This is a genomic window from Chryseobacterium mulctrae (assembly GCF_006175945.1).
GTDB classification, from domain to species: Bacteria; Bacteroidota; Bacteroidia; order Flavobacteriales; family Weeksellaceae; genus Chryseobacterium; species Chryseobacterium mulctrae.
Map to the genome: position 1 here is coordinate 3,212,814 of NZ_VAJL01000001.1, position 18,081 is coordinate 3,230,894.

The window sequence follows — 18,081 nt, forward strand, 5'->3', positions numbered from 1 at the left end:
TATTTTTATTTTCCAAATATAATTATTTATTAGATAATAAGTTTAATACTTAGTTAAATTATGCAAATATTATTGATTTTATTGAATAAAAAATCCTGTACGAATACAGGATTGATAAATTTCATAGATTTTAATAAGAAGTTTCGTGCACTTTTACGGCTCTTCCACTTGGGTCGTTCATCTTTTTAAATGCTTCATCCCATTCTAATGCGATAGGAGTGGAGCATGCAACTGAAGGAACCGAAGGAACTGTTGCAGCCGCAGTTTCACTTGGGAAATGCTCTTCAAAAATTGTTCTGTAGCGATATTCTTCTTTGTTTTGTGGTGTGTTTAATGGAAATTTGAATTTTGCATTCGCCATCATTTCATCAGACACATATTTCTCAGCAATATCTTTTAAAGTGTCAATCCATGAATAACCAACGCCGTCAGAAAACTGTTCTTTCTGTCTCCAAGCAATAGATTCCGGTAAAAGATCTTCAAATGCTTTTCTTAAAACCCATTTTTCAATTTTTCCTTCTTCTTTGCGAATCATTTTATCTTCCGGATTTACATTCATCGCAATATCCATAAATTCTTTATCCAAAAACGGAACTCTGCCTTCAATTCCCCAACTCATCAATGCTTTGTTGGCTCTTAAACAATCATATAAGTGAAGTTTGCTAAGTTTTCTTACGGTTTCATCGTGAAATTCTTTTGCATTCGGAGCTTTGTGAAAATACAAATATCCGCCAAATAATTCATCTGCACCTTCACCGGAAAGTACCATTTTGATTCCCATAGATTTTATGACTCTTGCCAAAAGGTACATCGGAGTGGAAGCTCGAATTGTTGTCACATCATAAGTTTCCAAATGATAAATCACGTCACGAATCGCATCTAAGCCTTCCTGAACGGTAAAGTTAACTTCATGATGAATGGAGCCAATATGTTCTGCAGCCTTTTTCGCTGCTGCCAAATCGGGAGAACCGACCAATCCAACTGCAAAACTGTGCAATCTTGGATACCACGCTTCCTGAGTGTCACCACTTTCTATTCTCTGTCTTGCAAATTTTGCGGTAATGGCAGAAATAATAGATGAGTCTAAACCTCCTGAAAGCAGAACTCCATAAGGAACATCACTCATCAATTGTCTGTGAACGGCATCTTCCAGTCCTTTTCTGATAGCCTGAATATCTATAACATTATCTTTTACAGCATCGAAGTTTTCCCAGTCCCTTTTGTACCATTGCTGAAGTTTGTGTCCTTCAATATTATATAAATAGTGTCCAGGTAAAAATGTTTCAATTTTTTTGCAGATTCCTTCTAAAGCTTTCAATTCAGAAGCAACGTAATAATTTCCTTCTCTGTCCCAACCTTGATAAAGCGGGCAAATTCCCATATGATCTCTTGCAATGAGGTAAGTGTTATTTTCAATGTCGTATAATGCAAAAGCAAAAATACCGTTAAGTTTTTCAATAAAATCTTTTCCGTATTTCTGGTAAAGAGCAATAATGACTTCGCAATCAGACTCGGTTTGAAATTCATAATCAGGGAATTCTTTTTTTAATTCTCTGTGGTTATAAATTTCACCGTTTACGGCAAGTACAATTTTTCCATCTTTTGAAAATAGAGGTTGTTTTCCAGAAGCGGGATCTACGATAGCGAGTCTTTCATGAGAAAAAACAACTTTTTCACTTTGAAAAACTCCACTCCAATCGGGACCACGGTGACGGATTTTTTTAGACATTTCAAGAACCTGAGGTCTTAGTATTTCGGTTGACTGTTTTGCGTCAAATAAGCAAACGATTCCACACATGTTATATTTATTTGATACAAAGCTAAGTGTGTGGTTTAAAAATTGCAATAAAAATTTGTAAATAGTTTATATTTTTAATTAATTTTTTATTTTTAATTTAAAAAATTAATTAAAATAATTAAAATTTAGTACTTGAAAGAATTTTTTTAACAATAGAAAAACAACTATGTTTCATAAAGAAGCAATAATTAACATAAATATTTTTTAATTTATTATTTGTAATTCAAATATTTTTCTCACCTTTGTTGCTCGAAATAATTTTTTTTCATCATTTGTGTTTTTACCTCCTTGTAATAATATTGCAAGGAGGTTTTGTTTTTACTCATTTCCTAGTAAAACACCTGAAATATTCCATGCACTGAAGCTCGTTCCTTCTGGTTCTCCCTGCGGAATTTTCACCTGAATTGTATGTTTTCCAGCTTTTAAATTACCTAAAGAAATGAAGTTTGGATTGGTTACCGTTCCGGGACACCAATTTGATCTGCTTATATCTGAAGAAGAAAGTCCGTCTGCGAAATTTCCGGAAGCCGGATTAAACAATCGGTAAGACGCGCATTCTGTTCTCCAGGGTGTAAAAGAGAAGCTTAATTTTCCGTCTACATAAATTGAATTGGCTTTCGGGATGAATTCGTCACCATTTTCCCAACCTCCATGTCCGGTTGTAATGTATCTTAACTGTGCATTTTTAAGATCTTTTTCTAAATTAAATTCTACAAAAAGTCCTTTGTCATTATTAAACATTGTTGCATAATCCTGACCCGCCATTTCCATAATATTAGTCGTGTTGAAAAGCGGAATGACCTTATTGTTTTTATTAACAATTTGTTCGCTGTTGTGGATGGTAATATCTAAACTTACTTTATGACCGCCTTTGTCATAATTTCCAATGAAAGTTCCAATCCAAAGTTCTTTTTCTGAAAGGGAAGGTTTTAATTCTGTAATATCCTGACGAAACGGACTTACCGTTTGCCAAGTTTTATCCTTTAACTCAATATGATTGAACTTGTTGATTCCGAAAGCGGTAAAAAATCTCATCAATTCAACTGTCGGTTGATAATTTTGATTGGAAACAACTCCGTGATATTGTTTTCCGTTGCCATTTTCGTATACAGGAAGTGTTTTTGCTCCTTTTTCTAAACCATCAAAAAACGTCTGAGACTTTTCTTCAGGAATAAAAAATACAGTTCCGGTTCTGTCGTAAGCGTCACCGTTGGATTGTTGCTTTAATTCTACAAAAATATTATCGCCCTGAGCAATTTTTGGAAACTTTACCTTCTTTAAAATAATCGTTCCGTTGGCAAATCTTTTTATTTTTTCATCAGATTTTGACTGATCTGAGAAATTGATAATTTCATTTTCAAAAACTTTTAACGTTGTAAATCTGCTTTTCCAAAGAAGATCTTTATAGCTCAATAAATCTGTAGTAGAGATCGTTTTATTGATAATCTTGTCAATTCCTGTTGTTTTAATTTTCTTTAAAGAAACTGCAGTTGTTGCAGAATTTCCGTTTCTTTCAACCTGCAAAACCAAGCCTAAGTTTTGTCCCAAACTTGATGGTCCGCCTTTTATTTTTAAATCATTGGTGTACCAAACTTCAATGGTATTCGAGTTGATTTTTGTAACTGCTTTTTTACAATTGTAGCCTAAGATCTTTTTAGTTTGAGTAGTTAATTCGAATTCCTGTTTAGCAATCGATTCTTTGTCTGAAGTGGAAATAGCTTCATTCGGTTTTAAAAATGCATAAGAAATAATCGTGTTTGAAGGCTTTTCAATTTTGCTGATTTCAAAAGGATAATCGCTTTTTTGTTCTTTAATTTTTGTATTTAAAATAAAGTTTTCATTTTCATTTACCCAAACAATTGTCTGGTTCTGATTAGGTTGAGCTTTTCCGTTGTACGAACTTTCATATTGAATTTCGTAAGTCTGCGAAAAACTCAAAACAGATAATAAAATAAAAAAACTTGCTAAAATAGATTTAAACATAATGTATTGATGGTTTTTACAAAGGTAATTTATACTTGATGATTTGTCAAATCTCTTTGTAATGGTTTAGATGTAAAATATTAATTTTAGAATTTCGTTTACCGTTTAAACTAAAAACATGAAGTCTATTTTTTCTTTACTGATTTTTTTAATTTTTTCTAATTATTATACTGGTCATTCGACTAAAACCAAAATCAAAAATTACGGAAATGTAAAAACGCTTTACATTTCTGAATTTAATTTTGGAGAAAAAACGGTTTCAGCAGAGGAACTTAAAATGGAGATTTTAGGTAGACTTTCAAAACAAATTGCAGATAAGCTAGGTTTTAAAGATACTGTAATGCTCGAAAGAAAAACATATTTGTATCCTGATAAGACTAGTTTATTTATCCTGGAAAAGAATGATACCAATTATAAATTACTGAAACTTGATGAAGGATATAAGAAGATGCAAGGTGGAAGTGGAGTTGCAATAAGAATTCAAAGCCAAAAAGTAAGTGTTGAAGATGTTTTGAAAATGGTTGAGTATGCTATTAAAAATAGAAAAAAGCTCCATGGAAAATTAATTAAAACGGATTATTGGTTAAGTGAAACAGATAAAATTCAGATTTTAGCGAATTCTCAAGAGTTTATTTCAGAAATAACCAAAGTAAAATCAAACTTGGTCGATGAAATTATAAATGAACAAATTCCGTTATCCGATAATCCCACCATGAAGATTTTCTGGAAAAATAATGAGTTTGTTTTTGGTATGAACTTAGACAAGCTTAAGTCTGGAAATGATTATGCGGATTTAATGAAATCACAGTTCAGATTTTGTGATTTTGAATATTATATCAATTCTCAAGATTCGTATTTTTTTCTTATTTTTCATAATGCTAAAACATTTTCATATTTTGATGGAAATGAAGATAATACCCCACAGAAAATTACGATAGAAAAGAAAAGTTGGTATCCGTTTAGGTTAGGAAAAGAAAAAATTGGCACTAAGATTATACTTTATGATACTCCTGAATATTTTTATGTCTATAATATCAACAAAAAACTACTCCAAAAAATAGAGTAGTTCATGTATAATATGTTGAAATTATTTTAAGAAAGTCTTTCGATCAAAGCCATGTAGAATCCGTCGTAACCTTCGCTTGGCATTACTTTTTCGTCTTTAATCATTTTGTAATTAGGATTGTTTTTAATAAACTCTTCTACTTGCTTGTTGTTTTCAGAAGGTAGGATAGAGCATGTTGCATACACCATTTTACCACCCACTTTCAGCATTTTAGAATAATCCTGCATGATTTGCTGCTGTTCTGTCTTAATTCTGTCGATAAAAGCTTGGTCGATTTTCCATTTACTATCAGGATTTCTTTTTAAAACTCCTAAACCAGAACAAGGAGCATCAATTAAAAGTCGGTCTACTTTATCGTGAAGACGTTTGATTACTTTCGTATCAGAAATTACTCTTGTTTCAATGTTGTGAGCTCCGGCTCTTTTTGCACGACGTTTTAGCTCAGCTAATTTCCATTCAAAAATATCTAATGCGATAATCTGACCTTTGTTTTTCATTAAAGCAGCTATGTGAAGTGTTTTTCCACCTGCACCTGCACAAGCATCAACCACTCTTTGGCCTTCTTTTACATCAAGAAAATAACCGATTTTTTGTGAAGAAGCATCCTGTACTTCAAACAAACCTTCTTTGAAAGCTGTGGTAAGAAAAACATTTTTCTTTTCCTCAAGCTGTACCGCATCAGGATAATTTTTAATAGGATAAGAAACTACATTTTCGTGTGCAAGATCAGAAATAAGTTCTTTAGGAGTCGTTCTTAAAGAATTTGCTCTTAAAACGGTTGGTGCTTTTTCATTCAAAGCATGCATTTCTTTTTCCCATTTTTCGCCTAATTCTCTTTCCAGAGTTTCAACAAGCCATTCCGGAATAGAATGCTCAATAGCTTTTGTAGGAACAGTTCCTTTTCTAAGTTTTGTAGTAATGTCGGCAATTTTGATTCCTTCAAATTCTTCAAATCTTTTATAATTAGTCTTGCTCCAAAGAAGATAAGCGATGATTAGTTTATAGATGTTATTTGGTTTTACACCTTCACCCATATAATATTCAAGGCGTTTTTTCCAACGGATGATATTATAGAAAATTTCAGAAACAACGGCTCTATCTTGGCTTCCCCATTGTCTGTGGGATTTCAAAAGTCTTTCTATTACTTTATCCGCGTATTTGTTTTTTTCGAAAAAAGTTTCCTGTAAAGCATCGTGAATTCCGATTGCCAGGTTTCTGTGAATTAATTCCATAAATTGCTGTAAGCTGTTTGAATCTGCAAAAATACGAAATTAGTTTAAGGTTCAAGGTTTAAAGTTTGATGTTTTGAAATTCAAAACTTAAAATCGTTGCTCCTGAGCAGTAATATCTTTGATTAGAATATTGAAACAAATTATTTTTCTAGATTTTTCTTGAATTAAAATATAGAAAAATCTGTAAAACAAGAATTAAAGTTATTATATAAAATTGGTTTTTAGCTTTCTCATCATTTATCTCATGTATTCTTTTGATTGAAAAAAGGTTTGATTTTGCAATATTCCTTAATTCTTCAACTGAATTATTATTTTCTATTTCAGAAATCTGAGTTCTAAAATAGGATTGATTTTTAACTCTTGCTAAATCAAATTCAGGAATATGGATTACAAATAGCCATACCAAAAGTAACAGGTTTAAGATGAAAAGTATTTTTTGTAATAATCTCATAAAATTATTTTCACTAATGTATAAATTATTGTTTTTAAAGTCCCATAATTAAGGGTAGAATTCCGTCATCCAGCCTAAAATGTTACCTTTGCAAAAAAATATAATATGAGTGATGTAGTAATTTGTCCGAAATGTAGTTCTGAATTTACGTATGAACAAGACGGTTTAATGGTTTGTTCACAATGCTTCCACGAATGGGATCCTAAAGAAGCAGGAAATGAAGATCAGATTTTAGACATCAATGGAAATGAACTTCAAAATGGAGATTCGGTAATTGTAATGAAAGATCTTCCGGTAAAAGGCGCTCCGAAACCAGTAAAAGCAGGAACTAAAGTAAAAAATATCCGTTTAAGACCAGACAGCGATCATAATATTGATTGTAAAATTGATGGTTTTGGTGCGATGGCTTTGAAATCTGAATTTGTAAAGAAGGCTTAATATATAAGCAATGTTGGTTTTTGGTAATTAGAATAGTCTTTCAACTAATTGCCAAAAATCAATAAAAAAAGGAAAGAATTGGACAGAGTAATCTTTCAAAGACGTGATTGCAGTAATGCTAATTTAGGTCTGGAAGGCAGAAAGAGAATTAACCAAAAATTTCCTTAAGCTGTTGTCTTACAAAAGTATAAAGATATTTTGTATGGAAAAGGCTAAATCGTTGAAAATTATCCACATACTAACATTAAGAGACTTAATATTTTATTAATAATAAGTTTTAAAGAAGGTACTAATCGAAAGTAATTTTAATAAGATTTTCAAGCTGATTGTTACTAAACATCACCATTTCTTTGTTTCTGAATTTGATTTTATTCCAATAATGATTTCCTGCAAATCTGCTTTCTAAGACTTCTGCTTCAACACCATTTTCAGAAATCTTGATTTGATGCGGATAATAGAAAAATCTTGAAATCTGCAATTCTGAAATTTCATCTTCACTAAAAATATTTACTTCTCCAAAAAGTTTTGCAACATAAGGATTGTAAGGATCTTTATAGGTTTCTTCTGCGCTATTATTTTGAATCAGTCTTCCATTTTGTAAAACGATAATTTGGTCTGTCCATGCAATAATATCCTGCAATTCGTGAGTAGAAATTACCAAAGAAATATTGTTTTCTTTTACATATCTGAACAGTTTTTCACGAAGTTCAATTTTTCTTGCAAAATCTAGATTACTGAACGGTTCATCGAGCAAAAGTAACTTTGGCAATACAGAAAGTGCTCTTGCAATGGCAACTCTTTGCTGTTGTCCGCCACTTAGATTTTTTGGTAAAACATCTGCAAATTCAACTAAGCCAACAACGTCTAAAAGTTCTAAAACCGTCTCTTTTTTCTTGGCTAAATTGATATTAGAAATAAATTTCCCGACATTATCTGCAACCGTTGCATAGGGCATTAAATCAAAGTTTTGCGCAACAAATTTCATTTCAGCTTCACCCGGAACTAGATTTCCTTTCGGGCCCATCAGTTTTCTGCCTTCAAATACAATTTCACCCTGATTCCAGTCGTGTAATCCGTAGATAAGACTTAATAACGTAGATTTTCCACAACCGCTTTCGCCTGCCAATGCAATAATTTTACCTTCATCCAGTTTCAGATTAAAGTTTTGAAAAAGCGGTTTTTCCTGAGAATGAGAAAAATATAAGTTGTTTATCTCTAATAGCATACTGCAAAAATAAGGGTTTTTGGGGAAGACTGGCATATTTTTAGTAATTTAGCCATGCATAAATTATATCAAAATGAAAAGAATATTATTTTCTCTCGCAATTCCTGCTTTGTTCACTATGGTTTCTTGTTCTAAAGAAAAACCGGTAACAAGTGATGCTAATGAAGTAACAACAACGAAAGACGGAAGCCGATTTGTTTTGGATACTTTAAACAGTAATGTAGAATGGAAAGGATATAAGGTTTTTAAATCTGAAAATACAAGTCATTTCGGAACCATTAAGTTTGAGAGCGGCGATGTAACTGTAAAAGACGGAAAATTGGAAAGCGGAAAATTTGTTGCAGATATGGCTTCGTTAACTTCGGAAGATCTGAAAAATAAAAAAAATGATCTTGAAAAACTAAACGGTCATCTAAAAAGTGCTGACTTTTTTGAAGTTGGAAAATTTCCGACAGCATCTTATGAAATTACCAAAGTAAGCCCTTCTGCAGAAGGTGATTATAATACTATTTTAGATGGAAATTTAACGATAAAAGGAATTACAAAACCGACTCAGTTTAAAGCAAATGTTGCTGTAAATGGAGCAGAAGTAAGTATTGCAACAGAGCCTAAAGATGTTATGCGAGAAGAATTTGGTGTGAAATTTCAATCTCCTGCTGCAAATGGAGTGATTAAAAATGAAGTGACGCTTCAGATTAGAGTGAAAGCTTTAGAGAAAAAATAATTTAAACAAAACAAGATGAGTAAGGTCGTTTTAATAATTAGTATTGCTTGTCTGATGTTTTTATTGAGTCTTCAGATTCTTTATTATATTTCTTACAGCAATCAAATCATTCAGATTTTTGTAGAACTGTTTACAATTCCGGCGATGTTGTTTGTGGTTTTTGCATTTTTCTTCAGTTTAATCAATATATTGAGGAAAAAGAAAGAATATTATCTGATTTTTGGAATTAATATTTTTACAATTTTAATAAGCATCGTTGCTACTGTTTTAGATTAAATCAAATCAGCTTTAAATAACAATTATACAATCTGTTTCTCGCGAAACAGATTTTTTTATGAAAAATTGAAAAGGTTTTTTAAACTGAAAATCGTATTTTTGCAAATACATTTTTTTGAAAGGGTAAAACAATGATTGAAAAGATAGAAGAATTGCTTGTTGAGGTTAATGGCTTCAATACGACAAGTAAAGAGGAAATAGAAAACTTCCGAATCAAGTATAATGGGAAAAAAGGAGTTCTGAATGATTTTTTTGAAAAATTTAAAGAAGTTCCCAACGACCAGAAGAAAGAATTCGGACAGAAAATCAATACTCTGAAGCAAGCGGTTAATGTAAAGCTGGAAGATTTGAAAAATGCTTCTGCTTCTTCTATTATTTTAGAAAAAGAAGATCTTACAAAACCTGCTTTTCCTTTAGATTTAGGATCTAGACATCCGATTAATTTAGTGAAAAACAGAATTATTGAGATTTTTAAATCTATTGGTTTTGCCGTTGCAGACGGACCGGAAATTGAAGATGACTGGCATAATTTTACCGCGCTGAATCTTCCGGAATATCACCCTGCAAGAGATATGCAAGATACTTTTTTCATCGAGCAGAATCCGGATATTTTATTGAGAACGCATACTTCTTCGGTTCAGATCCGTTATATGGAAGAAAACGAACCGCCTATCAGAATTTTATCTCCGGGAAGAGTTTTCAGAAATGAGGCAATTTCTTCACGTTCACATTGTATTTTCCATCAGATTGAAGGTTTATATATTGATGAAAATGTAAGTTTCGCCGATCTAAAGCAGACGATTCAGTTTTTTACTACTGAGCTTTTTGGAAAATCTAAAATCAGAATGAGACCTTCATTTTTCCCATTCACAGAGCCAAGTGCTGAGATTGATGTATATTGGGGATTGAATTCTGAAACCGATTATAGAATTACCAAAGGAACAGGCTGGCTAGAAATTATGGGTTGCGGAATGGTAGATCCTGCTGTTTTGAAAAATGTAAATATTGATTCTGAGAAGTATTCAGGATACGCTTTCGGGATGGGGATTGAAAGAATTACCATGCTTCTATACCAAATGAGTGACATCAGAATGTTCTTTGAGAATGATATAAGAACTTTAGAACAGTTTAAAACATTGTAATTAATTTAACATAAATAATTTTTAATCCTGTGAATTTTCACAGGATTTTTTATTAACTTTATAAATCACTTAAAGACGAATCTTTTTTAAGAAAAAAATACATTTTTTTATAGAATTCAGAGAATAAAGTATAAGTGTTGTGATAGGATTTTTTCCGATCTACAAAATATATCATTCTAAACAAATGATAATATACCAGAATATTTTTGCAGTCTGTAACTAAGAGTTCAAATCTGATACTGATCGCAAAAAAGCTTTAAATACATGTATATGAAGTCAACAGATAGCCAACCTAAAGCGTTAAATTTTAGATTCAGAAAAATCGTTCATTACTCTCTTATCTTTTGTATTTTATTGATACAGCTTATCATTGCAGGCTTTTTTTATAACGAATTTATCAATAGAAAGAATTTAGCATTCATTGAAAATCAGTTAAAAGAAGTAAATTCTCTTGAAAAATTAACAGATAACTCCAGAAAAGAGCTTTTAAACGCTCAAAATTCTCTTCAGCAATATCTTGTAAATGCTGACAAAAAGTATTTGGATTCTTATTTTGCTTCGTTAGATAAATTAGGCGCAAATTTAGACAACATTAATAGCTATGAGGCTAAATTTCCTAAATTAAAAAATATATTATCATTTCAAAAAAAAGACTCTTTAGGCAGTAAAAACCTGAAGCTTTTGGTTGATTCTACTTATCAATATTCTACCCAATCAAATTTTAAAGCTCCCACTCCTTTACCTTCGCTGAAAAAGTATGAGAGCAATTATAATTTGGATAAATATGATTTTCAAGTAGAAACAAAAACGATTGCTGATACGGTTAAGAAAAAAGGTCTTTTCGGACGTTTGGGAGATGCAATATCCGGGAAAGAGAACGTACGTAAAGAGAGTACAATTATTACCGTGAAGCAAGGAAAGATCCCTGAAGCAACTGCTATAAAAGCTGATGTAGACAGTGTAATGAATCTTGTTCAAAATTATTATACCGGAGAAATAAAGAAAATGCAGGTGCAGGTAATCGGAAAACAAAATAACAACAATAAATTTTATACTATATTTAATAAACTTCTTATTTATAGTAATGGGGTGATGAATATTTATGATTTTGCGATCAAAGATTCTAAAGCCGATCTTGAAAAAGAATATGCTTTACAAAATTCTGAAAACAATAAGATTAGAACAAATCTGATTTTGGGAGCAATGGTTTTGATGTTTATTGTGTCTATATTAATAATGTATTTGACCAGAATCGCATTTGTATATGAAAACCAACTCAATGCAGCCAACAAGCAGATTAAAGAGAACCTTAATTTTAAAAACAGAATTTTGGGAATGTTGAGTCATGAACTGCGTTCGCCGTTGAAGATTATTGGAATTTTCATCAGAAAAATCAATAAAAAAACCAATGATGACAGTATTAAAGAATATTTAAAGTCGATCAGTTTTACCAATAATACCTTATTGATGCAGGCCAATCAGATTTTAGAATATACCAAAAATCAACATGTAGAAAACCAGTTAATACCGGTGGTTTTTAATCTTAAAAATGAAGTAACCTCTATCTTAAATTCGATAGAACCTTATATTGAAACAAGAAATAATAAGTTTATTGTTGAAGAAAGTATAGACCCGAAAATTGAGGTGTATTCTGATAATACAAAGATCAATCAGGTTTTTATGAATATACTTGCCAATGCAAATAAATTTACTGAGAACGGAGAAATACGTGTGATAACAAAAGCAGAGTCTGTTGATGAAAATACGGTTGCTTTAATCACCACAATAAAAGATACCGGAGTTGGAATTTCAAAATCTGATCTTGAAAAAATATTTGAACCCTATTACCAAGGAGTTCTTTCGGAAGATGTAGAGAACTTAGGTGCGGGTTTAGGATTGAGCTTATGTAAGGAAATTGTAGAGCTGTATTCTGGGGATATCTCGGTAGACAGCGAGCAAAACGTAGGTACAACAGTGCGTTTCACAATTAATTTGAATGTCAATAAATGAGTAATCTAGATACTAAAACCATTAATTTTTTACTTGCTGATGATCATAGTCTCATAAGGCAGGGCGTAGAATTTCTTATTGAGGAGATTGGTTTTGAGGGAGGCGTTTTTCATGCATCTACACTTCAGAAGGTCTTAGAAACTGTTGAAATGCAGCAAATAGAAATTGTTGTAATAGATGCTATTTTCCCAGACGGAAATAGCCTGAATATAATTTCTGAAATCAAAAGCATCAAACCTGAAGTTAAGATTCTAGTTTTTTCAGGAGTTGATGAAAGTACACAGTCTATTAAATATATTAATGCAGGAGCAAACGGATTTCTCAGCAAGCTGAGTGAAGAAAACGAAATAAAAGAAGCGATTCTCAAAATTCATCAAACCGGAAAATATATTTCTTCAATTACGCAGGGTTTATTAATAGATTCATTACAGAATCGTAACATCATCAACCCTTTACAAAAACTCACGGAAAGAGAACTGGAAATTGCAGAGATGTACGCAAAAGGATATGGTAATTTAGAAATTGCAAATAATCTTAACGTAAAGCAGAACACCATAAGTACAATCAAAAAAAGAATTTTTGATAAACTGCATATCGAGAATGTAGTTGATTTGGCAGATCTAATCAAAAATTATCATTAGTCTTTCTTATTTCCCATTCAGATTAATATAGTAGTAGATAAATATCTACAACTATATCGAAATACATCTACAATACTTATTGGGAAGATAGCTCTATATCTTTCTATTTTTGCACTATGAAAGATGAACAAAAAAGAAGTTCTTTTAAGGACGTTTTTTTGAGTCATTAATCAAAAAGTAAGTTCAGAGTTTTTTAATCTTCAATAAGATGAATTTTAAATTTTGAACTTGTTTGAAAACATAGATGATGAAAAAAGAATAAGTGTCTGATTGCGGAGCTGAAAGGCTCTGCGAAAAGATACTAAAAAGTAAAACCAAATTTTATTATAACTATAAACACAGTTGATTAACCTAAGTGTCATCATTGCAGAGCTGAAAAGCTCTGTAAAAGATGCCTTATAATCAATAAAGATATTGATAAAAACACAAATGATAAAGCCGTGACTAATTGCGGAATTGAAAAAAGTAATATGCACTGGGAAAGTTTTTCCATATTACTCCCTAGAAAATGATTTCAAAAGCATGTTAATTTAGGTTGGTAATCCTCCGGAATTTTTACGGAGGATTTTTTATTTACTCAACTTCTTACGTTATTACTATCTATTTTAAAGATTTATTCACAGAAGGCTTGTCGATTATATTCATTGTTGCTCCATGATGATTTGTAGATAAATATCTACAACTAGGTCGAACTACATCTACAATAAATATTGTGAAGATAGCCCTATGTCTTTCTATTTTTACACTATGAAAGATGGACGTAAAAGAATTTCTTTAAAGGCAATTTTTTTGAGACATTAATCTAAAGTAAGTTCAGGATTTTAAAATATGTCAATAATAGAAATTTTAAATTTTGAAGTTGGTTTGAAAACATACATGATGAGAAAAGAAAAAGTGTCTGATTGCAGAGCTGAAAAGCTCTGCAAAACGATACTAAAAAGTAAAACCAAAACTTATTTAGTCTGTAAACACAATTGATTAACCTAAGTGTCATCATTGCAGAGCTGAAAAGCTCTGTAAAAGATGCCTTAAAAATCAATCAAAATAGTTATAAAAACACAAATGATAAAACCCTAAGTGATATTTACAAAGTTAAAAGGTTTGTATAATACGCAAAGGGAAAGTTTTTCATAAATACCTGGGAAAGTAATTTCGCAAGTATGTTAATTTAGGTTGATAAGCCTCTGGAAACTCCGGAGGCTTTTTTTATTTTGTAAACTTTAACGGAAATTTTACATTCTTGTAATCATCAATACTTGCTTTTAAAGAGCCAACGGCCAATTCAGCTTTCAGTAACAAAGGAATGTGATTGTAGTCATTACTTACCCACATTGTTACTCCTTCTTTTTCTTTAAAAACCCTACCACTTTTTACCGAAGGAATAATTTTTAAAGCATTAATAGTTCCGAACTTTGTCTTTAAATTCTCAGTTCCGGTTACTTTAAGCTGAAAAGGAAACATTTCATCATCAATCCAGACATTCATATTAATAATGGTTCCTACTTTCAGCTCTGCGGGTGTTTTACTTCTCAGATAATAAAAACATGAGAGCATGTCTTGTACGCCTTTTACAGATTTTATAAGCTTTGAACCATTTGCAGGAGTTTTTTTATCTGTTAAAATCAATGTTTGATTATCGTGATTAAAAACAGTTTGCAAATGCTGTCTGTAACTACCTTCTTTCACATTTCTTACATAAAAACTTGGTAATTCTGTATTGATATTAATATAACTTTCATATAAATCTTCAACTTTAAAAAAAGCTTTCACAGCTCCAGTCGTTTGTCCGGTTCCTTTTACATATAAATGTGGAGTTCCTCTGTAATTGACTTTTTGGGTGGTGAGATTTGCTGTTCCGGCATTTAGAAATCCGTAATGTATTCTTAAGGAGATCGATTCGCCATCGGCTACGTTGGTCAATTGGGAATAACCTAAAAAGAAAGCGAATATGGTAATAATGTGGAGTATCTTCTTCATAATATAAATTTTGCAAAAACACTGCCAATTTTTTCATTATCAGCTTTTTGTGTCTTTTTGATAAATCTCAGTTTTTTATTTGAGTATAATTAAATATGCTTCGCATTAAAATTAGTAAATTTGCTGCTATTAATTATTAAATTATCATCATATTATGATCACTACAGATATATTGATTATCGGAGCAGGACCTACGGGACTTTTTGCCGTGTTTGAAGCAGGTCTTTTAAAAATGAAATGTCACATTATCGATGCACTTCCTCAACCGGGAGGTCAGTTGGCAGAATTGTATCCTAAAAAACCGATTTTCGATATTCCGGGTTATCCGTCTGTAAATGCTGGTGAATTGGTAGATAATTTAATGGAGCAGATCAAACAGTTTCAGCCAGGATTCACTTTAGGAGAAACTGCAGTTTCTTACACAAAAGTAGATGACGAGTGGTTTGAAGTGGTTACCAACAAAGGTACAGTTCACAGATGTAAAGCTATTGCTATTGCAGGAGGTTTAGGAACTTTTGAGCCTAGAAAACCTACAATGGATAATGTTGCAGATTATGAAGAAAAAGGTCTTGAATATTTCGTTAAAGAACCGGAACATTTCAGAAATAAAAAAGTAGTTATTGCCGGAGGTGGAGATTCTGCCTTAGACTGGAGTGTTTTCTTATCAAATGTTGCAAGTGAAGTGACATTAATACATAGAAGAAATGAGTTTAGAGGAGCTTTAGATTCTGTAGAAAAAGTTCAGGATTTAAAGAATCAAGGTAAAATTAAATTGATTACTCCTGCTGAAGTTACCGCAATTAAAGGTGACGGAAAAGTAGAAGCAATTACTGTAGCAGTTGACGGACAAGATCCTTACGATATTGAAACTGATTATTTTATTCCATTATTCGGATTGACACCAAAATTGGGTGAAATCGGAAACTGGGGATTAAATATCGAGAAAAATGCAATCGTAGTAAACAATGCTTTAGACTATCAAACCAATATTGACGGTATTTATGCAATTGGTGATATCAACACCTATCCTGGAAAATTAAAATTAATTCTTTGTGGTTTCCACGAGGCGACTTTGATGTGTCAGAGTGTTTACAATAGATTAAATCCGGGTAAAAAATTCGTTTTAAAATATACAACCGTAAGTGGAGTAGATGGTTTCGACGGAAGCCGTAAAGAAGCTGAAAAAGCAGTTGTAAAGAAAATAGACTAATTTGGTTTTTAGTTTTTAGTTTTTAGTTTCTGGTTGTCGGTTGTTAGCTAATACATTTCTGAAAACCATCAACTATCAACCATCAACTAACAACATTTATTAAAATGAGCGATATAAATATAAAAATCACCGATAGAGAAGGTGTTACTCACGAAGTGGTTGCTCCAACGGATATGTCCATGAATTTAATGGAAATTATCCGTTCATATGAATTGGCAGAAGAAGGCACCATCGGAGTTTGTGGCGGAATGGCAATGTGCGCTTCATGTCAGGTTTATGTATTGGAAGATCCGGGACTAGATCCAATGGGCGATGAAGAAGATGCAATGTTGGGCGAAGCTTTTCATGTTGAAAGCAATAGCCGATTGGGTTGCCAATTACATATGGTTCCTTCGATGGAAGGTCTGGCTGTAGCAATTGCTCCTTATCCTTAGAGAAATTTCAAACAACATAAAAAAACTCCTGAAGATTTTCGTTAGGAGTTTTTTGGTTTTTAACGTTTTATATCTTGTTTTTAAGATAATCAATTAACCAAACTATTGGAGCGCCTTGTACTAAAGATATTTTTATTTTACTATTTGTAACATTTTCATTTAAAGATTTTAAATAATCTATTTGTCGGATACTAATTTGCTCTTTGTAATTAATAAGATTTTCTTCAAGCTGTGTTAAATCAAATATTTTTAAATCTTTAAGCTGTGATGAGAAATTATTTGATGATATGTAAGTAGAATCGAACTTAGGGTTTTCATTAAGTTTTAATGCTTTCTTGATTTCATTTTCAATTTCTCGCAAAAGTTGATTTTTTTTTACAAACGCAATGATTGTCGATTCATTGATTTCAATGGATTTTTCTTTACTTTTTAAATTTTTAGTAATAGTATTTTCAAAGTCCTTAATTTCCTTTTTTAGCTTTGTAAATTCAATATCTGCCTGCTCAAGTAATGCCGCTACTCTGTAAAATGTTCGTTTTGCTTTTTGAGGAATCTCAGTAAAAGATTTATACCCAAGGTCGTGTTCTATTTCTGCCCACGAATGTTGAAGTATGCTTCTAATTTGAATTTCGAATTTAATATCTTTATATTCTGCATACTCTGTAGTTTGTGCTCTGTGATCATTAAGTTGTAAAATGTAATGAACACTTCTGTAACCGAATTTATCAATTTCAATATTTCTTTTATCAATAGAATTTTCCCAGTCAATTTTAAATTCTTTGTTAAGGATTTCCTCTATTTTTGATATGTCGTCTTCGAAATAAGTAATAATCCGCAGCGCTAAAATATCGGTAATATCATCAAGCTTCTCGTATTTATTCTTCTTAATGACTTTCTGTGCAAGACTTTCTTTTGTTTTTATCCGACTTATGATCTGATGTATCGAAAAATTTTTACATAACTTCCTTAATATCTTCTCTGCTTTAAAGCTAAAAGAAGAGTACAAAGGAGATTTTTCCTCATATTGAGTTAGTATTTTATTTAGATTATCATTTATCATAATAATTAGTCAATATTTAAATCTACAAACTTTAATAATTATTTCCTAATTATTAATTAAGCTTAAAATTTTTTAAACTTCCTCTTTTGAAATCCATTTTCCAACAGTCGGAGCCTGATAATTTCTCATTTTTTCTAAAAGCGCATCAATAGAATCACTTACCAAAAGCATTTCCTGATTGATTTGTTTTAAAAAACCTTTATCAACCATTGTCTGAACCAGTTTAATTAAAGCATCATAAAATCCGTCGATATTCAGAATAGCAATTGGTTTTTTATGAAGCCCAAGTTGAACTAAACCTTCGGTAGCTTTCCCAATCGCATAAATCAGTTACTTTGTAAAGTTAATTAAAAAATCAATAGAATGGCTACAAAAAAAAGAGTTTAGACGAGCTCAGAGAAAACAAAATCATCA

The 18,081-nt window shown here is 31.5% G+C and carries 16 protein-coding genes and 1 pseudogene; 9 read left to right on the forward strand and 8 right to left on the reverse strand.

The annotated features are described in order from the left end of the window. Nucleotides 1-130: 130 nt before the first annotated feature. Complete coding sequence (asnB, locus tag FDY99_RS14790) at nt 131-1,798, reverse strand: asparagine synthase B (RefSeq protein ID WP_139422535.1); 1,668 nt, start codon at nt 1,796-1,798, stop codon at nt 131-133. Nucleotides 1,799-2,116: 318 nt separating this feature from the next. Then, nucleotides 2,117-3,781 (reverse strand): GLPGLI family protein, encoded by a 1,665-nt coding sequence (locus FDY99_RS14795; protein ID WP_139422537.1) that lies wholly within the window; start codon nt 3,779-3,781, stop codon nt 2,117-2,119. A 118-nt stretch (nt 3,782-3,899) separates the two neighbouring features. Between FDY99_RS14795 and FDY99_RS14800 the strand changes: the two genes are divergently transcribed. Next, entirely contained in the window at nt 3,900-4,847 is a 948-nt protein-coding gene (locus FDY99_RS14800) for a hypothetical protein (RefSeq protein WP_139422539.1), read from the forward strand. Between the two features lie 26 nt (nt 4,848-4,873). Here the strand turns inward: FDY99_RS14800 and FDY99_RS14805 are convergent, their stop codons facing one another. Continuing rightward, nucleotides 4,874-6,079: an RsmB/NOP family class I SAM-dependent RNA methyltransferase gene (locus FDY99_RS14805; protein WP_139422541.1), complete on the reverse strand. Its 1,206-nt coding sequence runs from the start codon at nt 6,077-6,079 to the stop codon at nt 4,874-4,876. A 148-nt stretch (nt 6,080-6,227) separates the two neighbouring features. Next, nucleotides 6,228-6,530: a hypothetical protein gene (locus FDY99_RS14810; RefSeq protein WP_139422543.1), complete on the reverse strand. Its 303-nt coding sequence runs from the start codon at nt 6,528-6,530 to the stop codon at nt 6,228-6,230. Nucleotides 6,531-6,635: 105 nt separating this feature from the next. Here FDY99_RS14810 and FDY99_RS14815 point away from each other — a divergent pair, with 105 nt between their 5' ends. After that, the gene (locus tag FDY99_RS14815; protein ID WP_074229998.1) at nt 6,636-6,968 is read left to right on the forward strand and encodes a zinc ribbon domain-containing protein YjdM; all 333 of its coding nucleotides are present in this window, start codon (nt 6,636-6,638) and stop codon (nt 6,966-6,968) included. A 289-nt stretch (nt 6,969-7,257) separates the two neighbouring features. Here the strand turns inward: FDY99_RS14815 and FDY99_RS14820 are convergent, their stop codons facing one another. Further along, nucleotides 7,258-8,193, reverse strand: coding sequence for a sulfate/molybdate ABC transporter ATP-binding protein (locus FDY99_RS14820; RefSeq protein ID WP_139422545.1), 936 nt, complete (start codon nt 8,191-8,193; stop codon nt 7,258-7,260). Nucleotides 8,194-8,266: 73 nt separating this feature from the next. Here FDY99_RS14820 and FDY99_RS14825 point away from each other — a divergent pair, with 73 nt between their 5' ends. The 5 genes from FDY99_RS14825 (at nt 8,267) to FDY99_RS14845 (ending at nt 12,986) form a co-directional block, all read left to right on the forward strand. After that, the gene (locus FDY99_RS14825) at nt 8,267-8,917 is read left to right on the forward strand and encodes a YceI family protein (protein WP_139422546.1); all 651 of its coding nucleotides are present in this window, start codon (nt 8,267-8,269) and stop codon (nt 8,915-8,917) included. Between the two features lie 15 nt (nt 8,918-8,932). After that, entirely contained in the window at nt 8,933-9,193 is a 261-nt protein-coding gene (locus FDY99_RS14830) for a hypothetical protein (RefSeq protein ID WP_139422548.1), read from the forward strand. Nucleotides 9,194-9,324: 131 nt separating this feature from the next. Next, on the forward strand, nt 9,325-10,335 hold the full coding sequence (gene pheS / locus FDY99_RS14835; RefSeq protein ID WP_066678062.1) for a phenylalanine--tRNA ligase subunit alpha: 1,011 nt from the start codon (nt 9,325-9,327) through the stop codon (nt 10,333-10,335). 270 nt (nt 10,336-10,605) lie between these two features. After that, nucleotides 10,606-12,345, forward strand: a complete 1,740-nt coding sequence (locus FDY99_RS14840; RefSeq protein WP_139422550.1) for a sensor histidine kinase — start codon at nt 10,606-10,608, stop codon at nt 12,343-12,345. Continuing rightward, nucleotides 12,342-12,986 (forward strand): response regulator, encoded by a 645-nt coding sequence (locus tag FDY99_RS14845; protein WP_139422552.1) that lies wholly within the window; start codon nt 12,342-12,344, stop codon nt 12,984-12,986. The genes FDY99_RS14840 and FDY99_RS14845 overlap by 4 nt, the downstream gene beginning before the upstream one ends. A 1,206-nt stretch (nt 12,987-14,192) precedes the next feature. Here FDY99_RS14845 and FDY99_RS14850 read toward each other — a convergent pair. Further along, nucleotides 14,193-14,963, reverse strand: a complete 771-nt coding sequence (locus tag FDY99_RS14850; RefSeq protein WP_139422557.1) for a DUF3108 domain-containing protein — start codon at nt 14,961-14,963, stop codon at nt 14,193-14,195. Between the two features lie 154 nt (nt 14,964-15,117). Between FDY99_RS14850 and FDY99_RS14855 the strand changes: the two genes are divergently transcribed. Then, nucleotides 15,118-16,173 carry an NAD(P)/FAD-dependent oxidoreductase gene (locus FDY99_RS14855; RefSeq protein ID WP_072952612.1) on the forward strand — a complete coding sequence of 352 codons (1,056 nt, stop codon included), beginning with the start codon at nt 15,118-15,120 and terminating at the stop codon, nt 16,171-16,173. A 104-nt stretch (nt 16,174-16,277) separates the two neighbouring features. Next, nucleotides 16,278-16,607: a 2Fe-2S iron-sulfur cluster-binding family protein gene (locus FDY99_RS14860; RefSeq protein ID WP_139422558.1), complete on the forward strand. Its 330-nt coding sequence runs from the start codon at nt 16,278-16,280 to the stop codon at nt 16,605-16,607. A gap of 67 nt (nt 16,608-16,674) precedes the next feature. Here the strand turns inward: FDY99_RS14860 and FDY99_RS14865 are convergent, their stop codons facing one another. Together FDY99_RS14865 and FDY99_RS14870 are read right to left on the reverse strand one after the other, a co-directional pair. Further along, entirely contained in the window at nt 16,675-17,667 is a 993-nt protein-coding gene (locus FDY99_RS14865; protein ID WP_139422560.1) for a GTP pyrophosphokinase, read from the reverse strand. Nucleotides 17,668-17,739: 72 nt separating this feature from the next. Beyond that, a pseudogene (locus tag FDY99_RS14870) lies at nt 17,740-17,958 on the reverse strand (LOG family protein); the annotation flags it as partial. Nucleotides 17,959-18,081: the final 123 nt, after the last annotated feature.

What these genes read in the sequence shown, in the direction of transcription:
- asnB (WP_139422535.1), bottom strand. Translation starts at nt 1,798, where the DNA reads ATGTGTGGAATCGTTTGCTTATTTGACGCAAAACAGTCAACCGAAATA.
- FDY99_RS14795 (WP_139422537.1), bottom strand. Translation starts at nt 3,781, where the DNA reads ATGTTTAAATCTATTTTAGCAAGTTTTTTTATTTTATTATCTGTTTTG.
- FDY99_RS14800 (WP_139422539.1), top strand. Translation starts at nt 3,900, where the DNA reads ATGAAGTCTATTTTTTCTTTACTGATTTTTTTAATTTTTTCTAATTAT.
- FDY99_RS14805 (WP_139422541.1), bottom strand. Translation starts at nt 6,079, where the DNA reads ATGGAATTAATTCACAGAAACCTGGCAATCGGAATTCACGATGCTTTA.
- FDY99_RS14810 (WP_139422543.1), bottom strand. Translation starts at nt 6,530, where the DNA reads ATGAGATTATTACAAAAAATACTTTTCATCTTAAACCTGTTACTTTTG.
- FDY99_RS14815 (WP_074229998.1), top strand. Translation starts at nt 6,636, where the DNA reads ATGAGTGATGTAGTAATTTGTCCGAAATGTAGTTCTGAATTTACGTAT.
- FDY99_RS14820 (WP_139422545.1), bottom strand. Translation starts at nt 8,193, where the DNA reads ATGCTATTAGAGATAAACAACTTATATTTTTCTCATTCTCAGGAAAAA.
- FDY99_RS14825 (WP_139422546.1), top strand. Translation starts at nt 8,267, where the DNA reads ATGAAAAGAATATTATTTTCTCTCGCAATTCCTGCTTTGTTCACTATG.
- FDY99_RS14830 (WP_139422548.1), top strand. Translation starts at nt 8,933, where the DNA reads ATGAGTAAGGTCGTTTTAATAATTAGTATTGCTTGTCTGATGTTTTTA.
- pheS (WP_066678062.1), top strand. Translation starts at nt 9,325, where the DNA reads ATGATTGAAAAGATAGAAGAATTGCTTGTTGAGGTTAATGGCTTCAAT.
- FDY99_RS14840 (WP_139422550.1), top strand. Translation starts at nt 10,606, where the DNA reads ATGAAGTCAACAGATAGCCAACCTAAAGCGTTAAATTTTAGATTCAGA.
- FDY99_RS14845 (WP_139422552.1), top strand. Translation starts at nt 12,342, where the DNA reads ATGAGTAATCTAGATACTAAAACCATTAATTTTTTACTTGCTGATGAT.
- FDY99_RS14850 (WP_139422557.1), bottom strand. Translation starts at nt 14,963, where the DNA reads ATGAAGAAGATACTCCACATTATTACCATATTCGCTTTCTTTTTAGGT.
- FDY99_RS14855 (WP_072952612.1), top strand. Translation starts at nt 15,118, where the DNA reads ATGATCACTACAGATATATTGATTATCGGAGCAGGACCTACGGGACTT.
- FDY99_RS14860 (WP_139422558.1), top strand. Translation starts at nt 16,278, where the DNA reads ATGAGCGATATAAATATAAAAATCACCGATAGAGAAGGTGTTACTCAC.
- FDY99_RS14865 (WP_139422560.1), bottom strand. Translation starts at nt 17,667, where the DNA reads ATGATAAATGATAATCTAAATAAAATACTAACTCAATATGAGGAAAAA.